This window comes from Halomonas cerina (assembly GCF_014192215.1).
GTDB classification, from domain to species: Bacteria; Pseudomonadota; Gammaproteobacteria; order Pseudomonadales; family Halomonadaceae; genus Halomonas; species Halomonas cerina.
On sequence record NZ_JACHXP010000001.1, the window covers coordinates 128,393 to 144,038 of the forward strand.

Genomic DNA, 15,646 nt, shown 5'->3' on the forward strand with positions numbered 1-15,646 from the left:
CCACCGATCAGTGATCGGTGGCCCTTCGCGACCTCACGACGCCGGCCGTGCCGGCGCGTGCATCAAGCTTACTGAGCGGACTTGGTCGCCGTCTCGGTAGCCTGCTTGACGTTGTCCTCGGTCAGCTTCTGGCTCTTCTGCACGAAGTCCTGCTGCAGAGAGACGACCTTCTCGGTGTCGCCCTTGAGGCGCTCGGTCAGGTCCTTGGCAACTTGCTGCTGGTTATCCATGTAGGCGCGCAGGCCCTCGGCGTCGCGGACGTCGAGCAGGGCACGCAGCTGGGCAAGGCCGGTCTCGGTGTAGGCCTTGCCGGCATCCAGCTGGGCATTGGCCAGCTTCTCGGCGAAGTCGACGGACAGGTTGGCGTAGGCACGGGCCGGGCCGAAGAACAGGGTTTCGAACTGTTGGGTGAACTGTTTGGTATCGACGTTTTGCATCGTGTGACCCTCCTGAGGGTTCGGGTGATATCGAAGGCCTTGGCGGTCGGCCGATGCCTTCCTCGTCTTGTGCGTTGCACCATAGCAGAGGGGTTTGTGCAGTGCAACATGTCGAGCCCATGATTTTGGCGAATGCCATCATGTCGTACCCGGTTACCAAAGAAGCTCCTGGTTCCGTTCGCCGATGGCTCACTCCAGTTCGTCGATGGCGTCGCCCAGGGCGTTGACGAGCCGGTCGATCTCGTCGCGCTCGACGATGAAGGGCAGGCCGAGTTGGAGGGTGTCGCCGCCGTAGCGCACGTAGAAGCCCTTCTCCCAGCACTTCATGGCGATCTCGAAAGGACGACGGGCCGGCTCGCCGGGGTAGGGCGCGATCTGCAGCGCGCCAGCGAGGCCGTAGTTGCGGATGTCGCTGATATAGCGCGTGCCCTTGAGGCCGTGCAGCGCCTCCTCGAAGACCAGGCTCATCTCCTGTACACGGTCGATCAGGCGATCGTTCTCGAGCACGTCCAGGGTGGCCAGGGCCGCGGCACAGGCCACCGGATGGCCCGAATAGGTATAGCCGTGGGGCAGCTCCAGCAGGTAGTCAGGGCCTCCCTGCGCCATGAAGGTATGGTAGATCTCGCCCTGCACGATGACGCCGCCCATGGGCACCGCCCCGTTGGTCAGCTGCTTGGCGACGTTCATGATATCCGGCACCACGCCGAATGCCTCGGCCCCGGTCATCGCCCCCATGCGGCCGAAGCCGGTGATGACCTCGTCGAAGATCAGCAGGATATCGTGCGCATCGCAGATCTCGCGCAGACGCTTGAGGTAGCCCTGGGGCGGCGGGATCACCCCGGCCGAGCCGGCCAGGGGCTCGACGATCACCGCGGCGATGTTGGAGGCGTCGTGCAGGGCGATCAGCTCCAGCAGCTCCTCGGCACGCTCGGCGCCCCGCTCGGGTAGGCCGCGGGTGAAGGCGTTCTCCTTGAGCAGGGTATGGGGCAGGTGGTCGGCATCGACGCCCTGGCCGAAGAGGGCGCGATTGGCACCGATGCCGCCCAGGCTGGTGCCGCCGAAGTTGACGCCGTGATAGCCCTTGGAGCGGCCGATCAGCTTGATCTTGGTCGGCTGACCTTTCTTGCGCCAGTAGGCCCGGGCGATCTTCAGCGCGGTATCGGCACTCTCGGAACCGGAGCCGGTGAAAAACACATGGTCGAGGCCCTTCGGGGTCAGCCCACGCAGACGGTGAGCCAGCTCGAAGGCCTTGGGGTGGCCGTACTGGAACGCCGGGGCATAGTCCAGCTGGGCGAGCTGCCGGGCCACGGCCTCGGCAATCTCGGGACGGCCATGACCCGCGCCGCAGGTCCACAGGCCGGAGAGGCCGTCGAAGACGCGACGACCCTCGGCGTCGGTGAAGTAGCTGCCCGCGGCACCCACGATGATCCGCGGGTCGCGCTTGAACTGGCGATTGCCGGTATAGGGCATCCAGTAGGCGTCCAGCTGCTCGATGGTCAGGCCCGCGGTTTGCTGGGAAGAACGATCTGACATGGCAGCACCCTCTGTCGATATTGCCGTGGTAGGTGATTCTGGCATGCCCGGCTACCTGTCGACCCGCTATGTCGAGCCTCGCTTCAACCGCCGCTACAACCGGGGACGATGATCCCGAGCTTCCTCACGGTCGCGCGGCGAACGACGCCCACGCGCCCCCTGCTGAAACTGGCGAGACCGTATAAGGTAATCAGATTGCCTTTTGCCGGCGAGAGCGCTCCTGGTAACGCCATGGGCACGCTACCATGGTGAAGGAAGGTAGTCGTGTGGACCGTCACGACATCCCCCATCGGACCCGAGGAGCCGAGCATGAGCGAGCATCGCATCGAGCATGACAGCATGGGCGAGCTGGAAGTGCCCCGTCACGCCCTCTATGGCGCCCAGACACAGCGCGCCGTCAACAACTTCCCGGTCTCCGGCCAGCCCATGCCGGCCCCCTTCATCCATGCCATCGCCCGCATCAAGCTGGCGGCGGCCCGGGTCAACCGCGATCTGGAGTTGCTGGATGACGAGCGTGCCGCGGCGATCGTCGCGGCCGCCCAGGCCGTCGTCGAGGGTCAACACGATGAGCACTTTCCGGTGGACGTCTTCCAGACCGGCTCGGGAACATCCAGCAACATGAATGTCAACGAGGTCATCGCGCGCCTGGCCAGCCAGGATGGCCTGGAGGTGGGGCCCAATGACCACGTCAACATGGGCCAGTCGAGCAATGACGTGGTGCCCACGGCACTGCATCTCTCGGCGGCCCTGGAGGTGACCCGGGAACTGCGCCCCGCCCTTGAGCACCTGCGCGGCGTGATCGACGCTCGCGCCGAAGAACTCGACGGGGTGGTCAAGACCGGCCGGACCCACCTGATGGATGCCATGCCACTGCGCATGAGCCAGGAACTGGGCGGCTGGTCGAGTCAGGTCGGCCAGGCCATCGAGCGTCTGGACAGCGCCCTGGTGCGGCTCTGCCGCCTGGCGCAGGGGGGCACCGCGGTGGGGACCGGGATCAATGCCCATCCGGAGTTTGCCGCGCGCATGGCGCGGGACCTCAGTGAACAGTCGGGGCTGACGCTTGCGCCCAACGACAGCTTCTTCGCCAGTCTCGGCGCCCAGGACGCGGCGGTGGAACTCTCCGGGCAGCTTCGCGGGCTCGCCTGCGTGGTGATGAAGATCGCCAACGACCTGCGCTGGATGAACTCTGGCCCCTTGGCCGGCCTCGGCGAGATCGAACTCGAGGCGCTGCAGCCGGGGAGTTCGATCATGCCCGGCAAGGTCAACCCGGTGATCCCCGAATCGGCCGCCCAGGCGGCCGCCCAGGTGATCGGCCTGGATACGGCCGTCACGGTGGCCGGGCAGAGCGGCAATTTCCAGCTCAATGTGATGCTGCCGCTGGTCGCCAACAACCTGTTGACCGCGATCACGCTGATGGCCAATTCCTCGCGCCTGCTGGCGGATCGGGCCATCGCGACCTTCAAGGTGCGCGAGGATCAGCTCGCCGGACCATTGTCACGCAACCCCATCCTGGTGACCGCTCTCAACTCGGTGATCGGCTACAACGCCGCCGCCGCCATCGCCAAGAAGGCCTATCAGGCGGGTCGCCCGATCATCGATGTGGCCGAGGAGGAGACCGAGCTCACCCGGCAGGAGCTCGAGCGGCTGCTCGACCCGGCGACCCTGACCCGGGGCGGGATACCGGAATAGAATCTGAGGAAGAAGGAAGAAGGAAGAAGGAAGAAGGAAGACCGGGGAATAGTCGTTCTTTTCTCTGTAAGGCGCGAAGCGCCACTCTTCCTTCTTCGAGCGGCGTAGCCGCGTTCTTCCCTCTCAGGTCTCCTGCTCCCTCTCCCTGCCTTCCTGGATGGTTTCCCGAGCGTCCTGATGTTCTTCGCCATCGGCCTCGGGGGTCTCGTGCTCGTCGGCCCGGGAAGGCCGGTAGCACAGGGTGGCCAGGATCGGGAAGTGATCCGAGCCGAAGCGGGGCAGGCAGCGCATGGCCTTCAGGGTGAAGTGTTCGCTGACGAAGATATGGTCCAGCGGCCAGCGCAGTACCGGGTAGTCGGCGTGAAAGGTGCTGAACATGCCGCGCCCCCGGCGCGGGTCGAGCATGCCGCTGACTCGGCAGAATAGCCGTGTGGTGCGTGACCAGGCGACGTCGTTCAAGTCGCCTGCCACCAGAGTGGGCACGGGGTTCTCATGGATCGCCTTGCCTACTAGCAACAGCTCGGCATCGCGCCACAGCGACTCCTCGCTCTCGCCGGGGGCCGGGGGCCGGGGATGCAGGGCATAGAGGCGAATCACATCGCCGCTGGGCAGTTCGACGCCGGTATGGATCGACGGGATGTCATCCTGGATCAGCCACTTGACCTGTGGCGAGGCCAGCCGTCGCCGGGAATAGAGGTGCATGCCATAGAGGTTGTCCAGTGGGACCTTGACGCTCTCGGGCCAGTCCGGCTCGAGAGCGGCATCGAGCTGCTGTTGCCACCAGTCGTCGGATTCCAGGGTCAGCACCAGGTCGGGCTCGTGGCGTCGGATCAGCGACACCAGGGTATCGGCATGGCGGTTAGAGGTCAGCACGTTGGCGATCAGCAGCGTCAGACAGCGTGGCGCCTGGCCTGGCTGGGCCGGCTTGACCTGGATCGGCCAGACACGGGTCCAGGGCAGAATATAGTGAACCTGGATCGCCAGGGTCAGCAGGCCGGCCGACAGACCGACCCAGGACCAGGGCGGCGCGGCCAACGATGCCAGCAGCGCCACCACCACCGCCATCAGGGCGATCTGCAGGCGGGGGAATTCGCAGACGCGAATCCACCACCACTTGAGGTGCAGTCGTGGTAGCAGCGTTGCGACCAGCAGCAGGGTAGCGAGCAGGCCAAAAAAGGGGCCGAGCATGCTGTGTCTCCGTTCGAGGTGAGCCGCGATACCGGGGGCATCCGCTGGCCCGGCACTGCCTCAGCATAGAGAACAACCGACGGGGCCGCTCAGGCGGACGAAGTATGCTCTTCGATATGGCGCACCGGAGAGTCGGCGATATGCAGTGCCACATCGTGACTTTGTAGCAGGCGGCAGATGGTCTCGGGGGGCCGTCGGTCGGTGAACAGGGCATCGATCTGGGTGATCTTGCCCTGACGCACCACGGCATTGCGGTGGAACTTGGAGTGATCGGCGATCAAAAACACCTGGCGGGAGTTGTGGATGATGGCCTGGGCGACGCGCGCTTCCTGGTAGTCGAACTCGAGCAGCGAGCCATCCTCGTCGATGGCGCTGATGCCGATGATGCCGAAGTCGACCTTGAACTGGTTGATGAAATCGATGGTCGCCTCACCGATGATCCCCCCGTCCCGCGAGCGTACCTGGCCACCGGCGATGATGACATTGAAGTCCTGCTTATGCTGAAGGATGGCGGCGACATTGAGGTTGTTGGTGATCACCTTCAGGCCATGGTGATCGAGCAATGCCTCGGCAACGATCTCGTTGCTGGTCCCGATGTTGATGAACAGGGATGCGTGATCGGGGACGCTAGCCGCCAGCAACTCGGCGATACGCCGCTTGGCCGCCAAGTTGAGCGTTTTGCGGGTCTGGTAGGCGGTATTGACGGTACTCGATTCCAGGCCGGCGCCCCCATGTACCCGACGGATCAGCCCCTCGTCGGCCAGGGCGTTGAGGTCACGGCGGATGGTCTGGGGCGTGACCCCGAAGTCCTGGGTCAGCTGCTCGATGGACGCGTATCCCTGGTGCTTGACCAGAGCGATGATGGCTTCGTGGCGTTTCTGCTGGTTCATGGCGAAGGCGTCGTGGTCGATGGAAGAAGGGGGACGCGGCCGCGTCCCCCGCAGCCATCATAGCAAGCTCGCCTGTCCAAGGGGGAGAGCTACGGGGAGACGCGCGAACACCCCTTATCACCAGGCGTGTTCGGCCGTCTATGCCCACTTCAGTGACTCCGAGTGCGCCGGATTATCGACCTCGGCCGCCGGGCTCAGGGCTTCGGTCGGAGGAGGAGTATCGTCGGCGAAGTATTCATCGAAGCGCACCTGAGCCTGGTCACCGAACAGGATCTCGCAGGCCTCGCGCAGGCCCGGAGAGCGCCGGATCTGTTCGCGGCTGACCACCAGGGAGATCTTCGAGCGACGGCGCAGGAAGTCCTCGAGGCGAGTGATCATCTCGCGCCGCTGGGCCTGACGCAGCTCGCAGCGCAGGTACTCGGTGCCCTCGATCAGCAGCTCGCCCTGGCGCGGGTCCTCGCGGATCTCCTCGAGCATGTCCAGCGCATGGGTCCCGTAGCGGCGCCATAGTCGGGTCGACAGGGGCTCCGACGCGTCCGGTGAGGTCATGGCGTCCAGCTCCATCAGCCGGGCCTGGTGCATGAACTCCTCTTTGACCGATTCCGGCGGTTCGCCGTACCAGCGGGCGTCCGGGTAGGGCACCGCGATGCCCAGACGCTTCACCTCATCGACGATCTCCTCGCCGACGTTCAGGCAATCGGTGAGCTTACCGCCGAAGATGCTGATGTGGGCTTGGTCCGGGTCGATGTCGATGGCATGCTTGCGCGACAGCTGCAGGAAGTCGCGTCCGCCACCGGCGCTGGCCTGGACCGCCAGTGGCCGCACTCCGCAGCGGGTGGCGATAATGTCGTCGTGCCCGAGGGGCTTGTCCAGGTCGAGACGCTTGTTGATGTTATCCAGCACGAAGCGGATGTCCTCATCGGTGACGTGCACCTCGGGGCTCTCCATGCGGGTATCGGTGGTGCCGATGCAGGTGCGCTGGCCCATGGGAATGACGAAGAACAGCCGCCCGTCGTCGGCGAAGAACGCTAGCACCCGCTGGCTGTCGGTCAGCCTCGGCACGATGAGGTGAATGCCCTTGGAGTAGGCATGCTGGTGGCGCGTCTTCTGCTTGGTCAGATCATTGTGCTCGTCGACCCAGGGACCGGCGGCGTTGATCAGCACTCGGGCGCGGATCTCGACGCTTTCACCGGTCATGACATCGCAGGCGCGAGTGATCCACAGGCCGTTCTCGCGTCGCGCGCCCTGCGACTCCACGTAGTTGGCGGCCACGGCCCCATAGTTCAGTGCGCTGCGCACGAAGTTGAACACGAAGCGGGCGTCATTGTCGTGCAGGTAGGCATCGGAATACTCGAAGCCGCCGATGGCGTTAGAGGTCTCGATGATCGCCTCCCGTGCCTTGATGGCCGCCGGGCGCAGGAAATGGGGAATCCGGGTGAAGCCGTTGCCCATCACCCAGTAGAGCCAGGTACCGGCCCACAGGTAACGCGGATGGTAGCGAAAGCCCTTGGCGATGGTGGTCAGGAAGCGAATTTCCTTGACCGTGGAGGGAAAGCTCTTGATCAGGTGGTTGCGGCTCTTGCAGAGCTTGCGAACCAGTGAGTAATCGTGGCTCTCCAAGTACTTGATGCCGCCCCACACCAGGTTGGAGGAGTGCATGCTGGTACCGCCGGCGAAGTCACCGCGGTCGATCAGGGCGACCCGGGCGCCCTTGCCGGCCAGGGCCGCGGCCGCGGCGGCGCCGTTGATGCCGCCGCCGATGATCAGGGCATCAAAGGTGCCGTCGGCCAGCTTCTCGATATTGCTGTTGCGCAGTTGCATGAGTGCGTCCCGTCAGGAAAGTGGAGATGCTCCGCGAGCTTCCCTCCGGGGCCGCTGGCGGTTCAGCGTGCCGGCGGCCCCGGAGGGGGGCGGGTGGCTATCGGGAGATGGGGTTATTCTTCATCTTCCCGCTCCCAGTTCATGGTGCGCCGGACGGCCTTCTTCCAGCCCTTGTAACGGCGTTCACGCAGTTCGGCATTCATCTGCGGCTCGAAGGTGCGCTCCAGGCGCCCCTTGTTGACCACCTCGTCCTGGGTCCACAGACCCACGGCGATGCCAGCCAGATAGGCCGCGCCCAGGGCGGTGCTCTCCGTGACGACCGGGCGGTCGACATTGACCCCGAGCATGTCGGCCTGGAACTGCATGACGACGTTGTTGGCCACGGCGCCGCCGTCCACGCGCAGGGATTTCAGCGTAATGCCGGAGTCGGCCTGCATAGCGTCGATGACGTCTCGGGTCTGGTAGGCCAGCGAGTCCAGGGTGGCCCGGGTGATATGCTCCTTGCGGGTACCGCGAGTGAGCCCGAAGATCGCCCCCCGGGCGTACATGTCCCAGTAGGGGGCTCCCAGCCCGGCGAACGCCGGTACCATGTACACGCCACCGGCGTCATCTACCTTGCCGGCGTAGTACTCCGAGTCCTCGGCCGAGTCGATGAGCTTGAGCTCGTCGCGTAACCATTGCACGGCCGCCCCGGCGATGAAGATGGCCCCCTCCAAGGCGTATTCCACCTTGCCGTTGAGGCCCCAGGCGATGGTGGTGAGCAGGCCGGACTTCGAGGGCACCGGCGTCTCGCCGGTATTCATCAGCAAAAAGCAGCCGGTGCCGTAGGTGTTCTTGACCATGCCCTTTTCGAAGCAGGCCTGACCGAAGAGGGCGGCCTGCTGGTCGCCGGCGATACCGGCGATGGGCACCCGGGCGCCGCCGAACATCTCGGCGCCGGTAGTGCCGTAGACCTCGCTGGAGGGCCGGACCTCGGGTAGCATGGCGGCTGGGATGCCGAGCTCATCGAGCATGCGCTGGTCCCATTCCAACGTGCAGATGTTGTAGAGCAGGGTCCGTGAGGCGTTGCTGACATCCGTGACATGGCATTCGCCGCGGGTCAGGTTCCACACCAGCCAGGTGTCCATGGTCCCGAACAACAGATCACCGCGTTCCGCCTTTTCCCGTGCTCCTTCGACATTGTCCAGGATCCAGCGGATCTTGGTGCCCGAGAAATAGGCGTCTGCTACCAGGCCGGTAGCCTCGCGGATGTACTCCTCCAGGCCGCGCTCCTTGAGCTCGTCACACAGCGGCGCGGTGCGGCGGTCCTGCCAGACGATGGCATTGTGGACGGGCCTACCGGTGTGGCGGTCCCAGACGACGGTGGTCTCACGTTGGTTGGTGATGCCGATGGCCGCCACTTCGGAGGGCTTGATGCCCTGGGTCTCGAGCACTTCACGGGCCACGCCCATCTGGCTGCCCCAGATCTCCATGGCATCGTGCTCGACCCAGCCGGGAGTAGGGTAATACTGGGTGAACTCCTTCTGGGCGACGCCCACGATCTGGGCGTCGCGGTTGAAGAGGATGGCACGGCAGCTGGTGGTGCCCTGGTCGAACGACAGGATGTATTGTTTTTCCATGGGGTGTTTCCTCGGTATTGTCAGATGATTGTGGCGTTCTTCTTGTGGGCCAGTGCCCATCAATCCTTGCTACGGGTAGCTGAGGTGCCAGGGGTACCAGTGGCAGGGATCTTGGGGGTGGGATGCCGTCTCTCCCACCGCTTTGCGAAGATGAACTCGATGGCCAGGCATGTCAGGACCACGGCCAGGGCGAGCGACATGGCCAGGGGGCTTCCCTCGATAAAGACGTAGCGATAGAAGAGCCCCCCGGCAATGCCGCCGATCAACGGCCCCACGATCGGCACCCAGGCATATTTCCAGTTCGACTTCCCCTTGCCGGCCACGGGCAGGATGCAGTGGGCCAGGCGTGGCCCTAGGTCCCGGGCCGGGTTGATGGCGTAGCCGGTGGTGCCGCCGAGTGACAGGCCGATGGCAAGGATCAGCAGGCCGATGACGAGGGGGTTGAGCCCTTGGGTGAATTCATTGGCACCGATGGCGAGCACGCCCAGCACCAGCACGAAGGTCCCGATGATCTCGCTCATCAGGTTGGAGGGTGTGTGGATGATGGCGGGATCGGTAGAGAACACGGCCAACTTGGCGGCTTGGCTCTCGGTTTTTTCCCAATGCGGATAATAGTGCAGCCAGACCACCACCGCGCCGATGAAGGCGCCGAGTATCTGGGCCAGCACATAACCTGGAACCCTGGACCAGGGGAATTCACCGATCACCGCGAGACCGATGGTGACCGCGGGATTGATGTGGGCACCGCTGAACTGGCCCACCGCATAGATCGCCATGGCGACACCCATGGCCCAGCCGAAGGTAATGACGATCCAGCCGCTTGCCTCGGCCTTGGAATGCTTGAGAACCACGCCGGCCACGACGCCGCCGCCGAAGATGATCAGGATCATCGTGCCGAAGAGTTCGCCCAGAAAGGGAGTCATGGTGGTCTCCTGCTTCTACTTGTTTGAGTCGGTGTGCGTGAGTGTTGTCTGTTTAAGTGGTGTGTTTTCGTTATCGATCAAACGGCTTGGGCTTGATGTTCGATAACGAACACTAAGCTAGATCAGGACCAAGCCTGCCGCAATACCTTGTCGCCCCTTTTTGGGTTATCCTTTAGTCGAGTAACCTCAGGGGTACGTCGCCGATTTCTTACGGGAATGCGGTATTTCACCTCGTCCAAGCAGGTCGGTACGGTTCGGTGGGTGTTCGTCAGGTGTTCGTTTTGCGTTCGGTTTGTGTGTAGGTGATGTTCGGGTGTGGGCAGTTCCGAACCCCCTGGCTATTGCTGTCGCGCGTACCGTGCACCGTTCGACATTGATTCGCGACATGAGGGGAGGCTTATTCGACAAGCACGTCGGCGGAAGGGTGTTGGCATTCGAGTAGCAGGATGTCGCCGAGACCAAAATCGGTGCCAACTCGCTGATCGCGATGAACTTTCAACATGGGCTTGCATTCTTTCCGGGAGTGCGTAGAATACGCATCCGTTGCCACGGTGAGTGCATCGCCGCCGGGATGATGCAGGACCATAGCTCAGTTGGTTAGAGCGCCACGTTGACATCGTGGAGGTCGGCGGTTCAAATCCGCCTGGTCCTACCAGAAGCTGTCCCGGCAGAGGCTTCTCACGGCAACCGCACCTCAGGACCATAGCTCAGTTGGTTAGAGCGCCACGTTGACATCGTGGAGGTCAGCGGTTCAAATCCGCTTGGTCCTACCAGTTCATGAAGACGCCCGATTCGCTTGTCGAGTCGGGCGTCTTGCATTGTATGGCGCCTTCTGGGCATCGTTACCCGGCTATCGGGCCAGCTGCGCGTCGAGGAAGCGCCCGACCTCCGTCAGGGCGTGGCTGGCCGGCTCGAGCAGCGGCGCAAACCCCACGAAGACATGCGGCATGTCGGCCCACAGGCTGAGCCGGACCGGGCTGCCCTGCCGGTGGGCCGCTTCGGCATAGCGGCGACTGTCATCGAGGAGGATCTCGGCCTCCCCGCACTGGAGCAGCAGGGGGGGCAGGCCGCGAAGGTCGCCCTCGAGGGGCGATACCCGAGGATCGTCGGGCGGGGCGCTCGGCGACGGGCCAAGGTAGGCCTGGGTGACCAGTGGCAGCACGGCCGGGTCGAGGATCGGGTCGAGCGCCGCCTGGTGGCGCAGCGAGTCGCCTGTCCAGCGCAGGTCGGTGGCCGGCGAGAAGGCGATCGCCGCGTCGGGCAGCCGCTGACCCTTCGCCTTGAGCACATTGAGGCAGGCCAGTGTCAGGTTGCCGCCGGCGCTGTCGCCGGCCAGCAACAGGTCGTCATCGGAATGGGAGGCGCACAGCCAGTCCCAGGCATCGAGGCAATCCTCCAGGCCGGCCGGGAAGGGGTGCTCGGGAGCCAGTCGATAATCGATGACGATCACTTCGGCATGGGTGGCGCGCGCCAGTCGTACCGCCAGAGGGCGATGCCCGGCCGGACTGCCGGCGATCCAGCTGCCGCCATGCAGGTAGAGCAGACGGCGTTCGGGGGGACCGTCGGCATCGCCCGGGCGGACTCGCTCCGCGGCGATCACCCGATCGCCGCGAGTCGGGATCAAGACCGGTGTGACCCGTCCGTGGGCATCGAGGATCTCGGGCGCCGCGGCGAAGTACATATCCAGCAGACGACGCTTGACGGTCAGGTTGTTGCCGCTTGAGGCAGTGAGCGACTTGAGCAGCGCCAGGTGGTCGCACACGGTGGCTAGCCCCTGGGGGCCAGAGGCGGGAGATGAGATCGGCATGAGGCCCTCCGGATGGCGTCGAGACGGTCTTTCAGGGGTGTCCATGGCGTCAAGGGTGGCGCCGTGACGGGCATTCGGCAATCCCGCCGTTGCCGGTCATCAGTTGCCGCCGGTGGCAGGGTGAGCATACAGGTCGCTGGCGGCGATGAAGACCGCGACCAGGCGCTCGAGGCCGGCCTGATCCTCGGCACTGAAGCGTCCCTGAACCGGGCTGTCGAGGTCCAGCACTCCCCACAGCCGCTCGTCGACGATGATCGGGATCACCAACTCGGCGCGCGAGGCGCTGTCACAGGCGATATGGTCGGCCACGGCGTGGACATCGTCGATGCGCTGTGTGGTACGCGTGCGTGCCGCCGCGCCGCACACGCCCTGGCTGAAGGGAAGGGGGTGGCAGGCGGGCTTGCCCTGGAAGGGACCGAGGTCAAGCCGCTGGGGCTTGCGCTGCAGGTAGAAGCCGACCCAGTTCAGGTCACGCACCTCCTGCATCAGGAAGGCGCAGGTCTGGGCGGCGTTGGCCAGCCAGTCGCGGTCGTCGAGCAGGGCATCGAGCTGGCGGGCGAGCAAGGTGTAGTCGGGGTGGGGAGCGGTCATAGGGTCTCCTCGAACGCAACGGGCCGGCTCTGGGGCCGGCCCGTGCACCGTGGATGGATTCAGGGTGTCAGGTTACTTCCAGCCCGGTACGGCCTGTGGCCCGAACAGCTCTTCGGCCTTGGCTTCGACCTCCTCGCTCTGGTAGGCGTCGACCAGCTGCTGGATCGCCTCGCGCTCCTGGTCACCCTCGCGCACCACGATCAGGTTGACGTAGGGCGATTCCGGGCCCTCCTTGATCAGGGCGTCGTCCAGCGTCAGGCCGGCAGGCTGGGCGAAGGTGTTGTTGATGAAGGCCATATCGACATCCGGCAGCACGCGAGGCAGCTGGGCGGCCTCGATCTCGCGGAACTCGAAGTCGTGCGGGTTCTCGGCGATATCGATGGGGGTGGCCTCGAGGTTGCTCGGGTCGTCGAGCGTGATCAGCCCTTGGTGGTGCATCAGGATCAGCGCACGGCCCTCGTTGGAGGGGTCGTTGGGCAGGGCGATGGTGGAGCCCTCCGGCAGTTCCTCGATGCTGTCATGCTTCGCGGAATAGGCGCCGATCGGGTAGACGAAGGTGCGCCCGGCGATGGCGAAGTCGTAGCCGCGATCCTCGACCATGGAGCGCATGTAGGGCTCGTGCTGGTAGGCATTGGCATCCAGGCTGCCATCGGCCAAGGCGGCATTGGGGGTGACATAGTCGGTAAACTCGATGATCTCGACGTCGAGGCCGTACTCGCGCTCGGCCTTGTCCGCGGCGACCTGCATGACCTCGGTCTCGGGGCCGGCCACGGTACCGACCTTCAGGCTGTGCTCGTCGGCCTGGGCGGTGGCGCCGGCAAGGGCCAGGACCGAGGTGGCCAGGGTGCCGATCAAGATGTTGCGCATATGGTGAATCTCCTGTCGTATCGTCTCGATATTAAGATAATAAGCGAAATATCTTAAATAGCTTAAAGTTATTAATCTAATTTTATCTTAAGGGGAGCTCTGATTTACGTAGCGAGCGATGACAGGCGGGGGCGCCGAGCCTGGTCGCCGCCGGAGCGCAGCTTCCGGAGTGTAGCCCGCTACATGAGGAACGACCGGGCCGGCGCACCGGCACCGCCGGCGGCCAGGATGGCTAGGTTCGTTCCCTACGAACCTACGCATTTCCCACCTCCATGTGGGTCATCGAGCGCAGCAGTAAATCAGTGTCTTCCCTCACTTGTGGTCGCTCTTGCGCACCAGATAATCCCCCAGGCTCTGGAAGCCCTGCACCATCACCACCAGGATCACCACGGTGATCAGCATGACGGTGGGGCTGAAGCGGTTGTAGCCGTAGCGGATACCCAGGTCACCGAGACCGCCACCGCCCACGGCGCCGGCCATGGCCGAGTAGCTGATCAGGGTGACCACGGTGACGGTCAACGCCGTGAAGATGCCGCCGCGCGCCTCGGGCAGCAGCACCTTGGTGATGATCTGCCAGGGGGTGGCGCCCATGGACTGCGCGGCCTCGACCAGGCCAGGGTTGATCTCGTTCAGCGCCCCCTCCACCAGGCGGGCAATGAAAGGAATCGCGGCGATGGTCAGCGGTACGGCGGCGGCATTGGTGCCGATGGAGGTGCCCACCAGCATCCGGGTGAAGGGGATGATCGCCACCATCAGGATGATGAAGGGGATCGAGCGGCCGATGTTGGTGATCACGCCCAGCAACCGGTTGGCCACCGGCTGGGCGAGGATCTGCTGCGGCCGGGTGACATACAGGAGAACCCCGAGCGGGATGCCGAACAGCGCGGCGATCACGCCCGAGATCGCCACCATGTAGAGGGTGTCGAGGGTGGCCTCGAGGATCAGTTCAAACATCGCGCTGGACATGGCCGAGCACCTCCACCTTCAGGTCATGGGATTCGAGATAGTCGATGGCCTCGCGGGTCTCGTCGGCGGTCCCCATCAGTTCGGCGATCATCAGCCCCAGGGTGCGGTCCTGGATCGATTCCACCTTGGCCTGCAGGATGCTGACGTCCACCCCGCATTCCCGCGCCAGTCGCGAGATCAGCGGGGTGGAAACGGCATCGCCGGAGAAGGCCAGGCGTACCACCGGATGGCTGTGCTCGCCGGGGGCTTCCTCCAGGCGCTCGATCAGCGCCCGGGGCGGCTCGAGTTCCAGAAAGTCGTTGAGGAAGCTGCGTCCCAGGTGGGTGCGAGGAGCGGTGAAGAAGTCGCCGACCTCGGCCTCTTCCACCAGCTTGCCCTCCGAGATCAGGCTGACCCGGTGGCAGATCGACTTCACCACCTCCATCTCGTGGGTGATCAGCAGGATGGTCAGGCCGAGCTTGTGGTTGATATCGCGCAACAGTTCGAGGATCGCCCCGGTGGTGTGGGGGTCCAGCGCCGAGGTGGCCTCGTCGCAGAGCAGCACCCGCGGGCGGCTGGCCAGTGCCCGGGCGATGGCCACGCGCTGCTTCTGGCCGCCGGAAAGCTGGGCGGGGTACTGGGACACCTTGTCGGCCAGTCCCACTAGGTCGAGCAGCGGCAGGACCCGCTCACGGATCTCGCCGCGCTTCATGCCCATCAGCTCCAGCGGCAACGCCACGTTGGCGAAGACGGTGCGCGAGGTCAGCAGGTTGAAGTGTTGGAAGATCATGCCGATCCGGTGGCGTGCCTGGTTCAGGGCCTGGCCCGAGAGGCTGGTGAGCTCCTGGTCGTCGACGAACACGCTGCCGGTGGTGGGGCGCTCGAGCAGGTTGACGCAGCGGATCAGCGTCGACTTGCCGGCCCCGGACAGGCCGATCACGCCATGGATCTGTCCCTTGGGCACATGTAGGTCGACGCTCTTCAGCGCCGTGACCCCGGCATCGCTGGCAGGCCGTCCTCGGGAACGCCCGTGAGGATAGTAGGTCTTGGATACGTTATGCAGTCGGATCATCTGGGCCACCAGGAGGGCGCCGGGTCGCCAGGGGCGGGCGGTGCAGCGCGTGGGCAAAAAAAGGCCACCCTCTCGGGTGGCCATCAACGCTGGACACACCCTTTTAGCCGCACTTCACTCCGCAATGACACCAGCAGGTGTCCATTGTGGGGTGGGCGCCCGCAATCCGGGTACAAATCGGCGCCGTTAAAATGTAGCGGGCAAGCCTAGATTTCGAACGGTCGTTTGTCAAGGCGTTTGGGGCATGTATCGGGCAGGCTGGCT

At 64.6% G+C, this 15,646-nt stretch carries 13 protein-coding genes and 2 tRNA genes; 3 read left to right on the forward strand and 12 right to left on the reverse strand.

Annotation, left to right across the window (positions count from 1 at the left end; all coding sequences use genetic code 11):
• Positions 1-68: 68 nt before the first annotated feature.
• Together FHR94_RS00590 and aptA are read right to left on the reverse strand one after the other, a co-directional pair.
• Positions 69-437 carry a phasin family protein gene (locus FHR94_RS00590; RefSeq protein WP_183323467.1) on the reverse strand — a complete coding sequence of 123 codons (369 nt, stop codon included), beginning with the start codon at positions 435-437 and terminating at the stop codon, positions 69-71.
• Between the two features lie 189 nt (positions 438-626).
• Complete coding sequence (gene aptA, locus FHR94_RS00595; protein WP_183323470.1) at positions 627-1,970, reverse strand: omega-aminotransferase AptA; 1,344 nt, start codon at positions 1,968-1,970, stop codon at positions 627-629.
• A 309-nt stretch (positions 1,971-2,279) separates the two neighbouring features.
• Here aptA and FHR94_RS00600 point away from each other — a divergent pair, with 309 nt between their 5' ends.
• On the forward strand, positions 2,280-3,659 hold the full coding sequence (locus FHR94_RS00600; protein WP_183323472.1) for a class II fumarate hydratase: 1,380 nt from the start codon (positions 2,280-2,282) through the stop codon (positions 3,657-3,659).
• 123 nt (positions 3,660-3,782) lie between these two features.
• Here FHR94_RS00600 and FHR94_RS00605 read toward each other — a convergent pair whose 3' ends face one another.
• The 5 genes from FHR94_RS00605 to FHR94_RS00625 all read right to left on the reverse strand — a co-directional run bounded on the left by FHR94_RS00605 (position 3,783) and on the right by FHR94_RS00625 (position 10,100).
• Positions 3,783-4,847: an endonuclease/exonuclease/phosphatase family protein gene (locus tag FHR94_RS00605; protein ID WP_183323474.1), complete on the reverse strand. Its 1,065-nt coding sequence runs from the start codon at positions 4,845-4,847 to the stop codon at positions 3,783-3,785.
• An 89-nt stretch (positions 4,848-4,936) separates the two neighbouring features.
• The gene (locus FHR94_RS00610; RefSeq protein WP_183323476.1) at positions 4,937-5,737 is read right to left on the reverse strand and encodes a DeoR/GlpR family transcriptional regulator; all 801 of its coding nucleotides are present in this window, start codon (positions 5,735-5,737) and stop codon (positions 4,937-4,939) included.
• Positions 5,738-5,875: 138 nt separating this feature from the next.
• Positions 5,876-7,558 carry a glycerol-3-phosphate dehydrogenase/oxidase gene (locus FHR94_RS00615; RefSeq protein ID WP_183323478.1) on the reverse strand — a complete coding sequence of 561 codons (1,683 nt, stop codon included), beginning with the start codon at positions 7,556-7,558 and terminating at the stop codon, positions 5,876-5,878.
• Between the two features lie 113 nt (positions 7,559-7,671).
• Positions 7,672-9,177, reverse strand: a complete 1,506-nt coding sequence (gene glpK, locus FHR94_RS00620) for a glycerol kinase GlpK (protein WP_183323480.1) — start codon at positions 9,175-9,177, stop codon at positions 7,672-7,674.
• 59 nt (positions 9,178-9,236) lie between these two features.
• Positions 9,237-10,100, reverse strand: coding sequence for an MIP/aquaporin family protein (locus FHR94_RS00625; protein ID WP_183323481.1), 864 nt, complete (start codon positions 10,098-10,100; stop codon positions 9,237-9,239).
• Positions 10,101-10,678: 578 nt separating this feature from the next.
• On the opposite strand from FHR94_RS00625, the gene FHR94_RS00630 reads away from it, so the two are divergent.
• Both FHR94_RS00630 and FHR94_RS00635 read left to right on the forward strand, forming a co-directional pair.
• Positions 10,679-10,755, forward strand: a tRNA-Val gene (locus FHR94_RS00630).
• 41 nt (positions 10,756-10,796) lie between these two features.
• Positions 10,797-10,873 (forward strand) — tRNA-Val (locus FHR94_RS00635).
• Positions 10,874-10,950: 77 nt separating this feature from the next.
• Here the strand turns inward: FHR94_RS00635 and FHR94_RS00640 are convergent.
• The 5 genes from FHR94_RS00640 to FHR94_RS00660 form a co-directional block, all read right to left on the reverse strand.
• Positions 10,951-11,907, reverse strand: a complete 957-nt coding sequence (locus FHR94_RS00640; protein ID WP_183323483.1) for an alpha/beta hydrolase — start codon at positions 11,905-11,907, stop codon at positions 10,951-10,953.
• 99 nt (positions 11,908-12,006) lie between these two features.
• Positions 12,007-12,498 carry a GAF domain-containing protein gene (locus FHR94_RS00645; protein WP_183323485.1) on the reverse strand — a complete coding sequence of 164 codons (492 nt, stop codon included), beginning with the start codon at positions 12,496-12,498 and terminating at the stop codon, positions 12,007-12,009.
• A gap of 72 nt (positions 12,499-12,570) precedes the next feature.
• Positions 12,571-13,365 (reverse strand): MetQ/NlpA family ABC transporter substrate-binding protein, encoded by a 795-nt coding sequence (locus FHR94_RS00650; RefSeq protein WP_183323487.1) that lies wholly within the window; start codon positions 13,363-13,365, stop codon positions 12,571-12,573.
• A 312-nt stretch (positions 13,366-13,677) separates the two neighbouring features.
• On the reverse strand, positions 13,678-14,331 hold the full coding sequence (locus FHR94_RS00655) for a methionine ABC transporter permease (protein WP_183323489.1): 654 nt from the start codon (positions 14,329-14,331) through the stop codon (positions 13,678-13,680).
• The gene (locus FHR94_RS00660) at positions 14,312-15,382 is read right to left on the reverse strand and encodes a methionine ABC transporter ATP-binding protein (RefSeq protein ID WP_183323490.1); all 1,071 of its coding nucleotides are present in this window, start codon (positions 15,380-15,382) and stop codon (positions 14,312-14,314) included. Before FHR94_RS00660 ends, FHR94_RS00655 begins: the two co-directional genes overlap by 20 nt.
• Between the last annotated feature and the right edge of the window lie 264 nt (positions 15,383-15,646).

What these genes read in the sequence shown, in the direction of transcription:
- FHR94_RS00590 (WP_183323467.1), bottom strand. Translation starts at nt 437, where the DNA reads ATGCAAAACGTCGATACCAAACAGTTCACCCAACAGTTCGAAACCCTG.
- aptA (WP_183323470.1), bottom strand. Translation starts at nt 1,970, where the DNA reads ATGTCAGATCGTTCTTCCCAGCAAACCGCGGGCCTGACCATCGAGCAG.
- FHR94_RS00600 (WP_183323472.1), top strand. Translation starts at nt 2,280, where the DNA reads ATGAGCGAGCATCGCATCGAGCATGACAGCATGGGCGAGCTGGAAGTG.
- FHR94_RS00605 (WP_183323474.1), bottom strand. Translation starts at nt 4,847, where the DNA reads ATGCTCGGCCCCTTTTTTGGCCTGCTCGCTACCCTGCTGCTGGTCGCA.
- FHR94_RS00610 (WP_183323476.1), bottom strand. Translation starts at nt 5,737, where the DNA reads ATGAACCAGCAGAAACGCCACGAAGCCATCATCGCTCTGGTCAAGCAC.
- FHR94_RS00615 (WP_183323478.1), bottom strand. Translation starts at nt 7,558, where the DNA reads ATGCAACTGCGCAACAGCAATATCGAGAAGCTGGCCGACGGCACCTTT.
- glpK (WP_183323480.1), bottom strand. Translation starts at nt 9,177, where the DNA reads ATGGAAAAACAATACATCCTGTCGTTCGACCAGGGCACCACCAGCTGC.
- FHR94_RS00625 (WP_183323481.1), bottom strand. Translation starts at nt 10,100, where the DNA reads ATGACTCCCTTTCTGGGCGAACTCTTCGGCACGATGATCCTGATCATC.
- FHR94_RS00640 (WP_183323483.1), bottom strand. Translation starts at nt 11,907, where the DNA reads ATGCCGATCTCATCTCCCGCCTCTGGCCCCCAGGGGCTAGCCACCGTG.
- FHR94_RS00645 (WP_183323485.1), bottom strand. Translation starts at nt 12,498, where the DNA reads ATGACCGCTCCCCACCCCGACTACACCTTGCTCGCCCGCCAGCTCGAT.
- FHR94_RS00650 (WP_183323487.1), bottom strand. Translation starts at nt 13,365, where the DNA reads ATGCGCAACATCTTGATCGGCACCCTGGCCACCTCGGTCCTGGCCCTT.
- FHR94_RS00655 (WP_183323489.1), bottom strand. Translation starts at nt 14,331, where the DNA reads ATGTCCAGCGCGATGTTTGAACTGATCCTCGAGGCCACCCTCGACACC.
- FHR94_RS00660 (WP_183323490.1), bottom strand. Translation starts at nt 15,382, where the DNA reads ATGATCCGACTGCATAACGTATCCAAGACCTACTATCCTCACGGGCGT.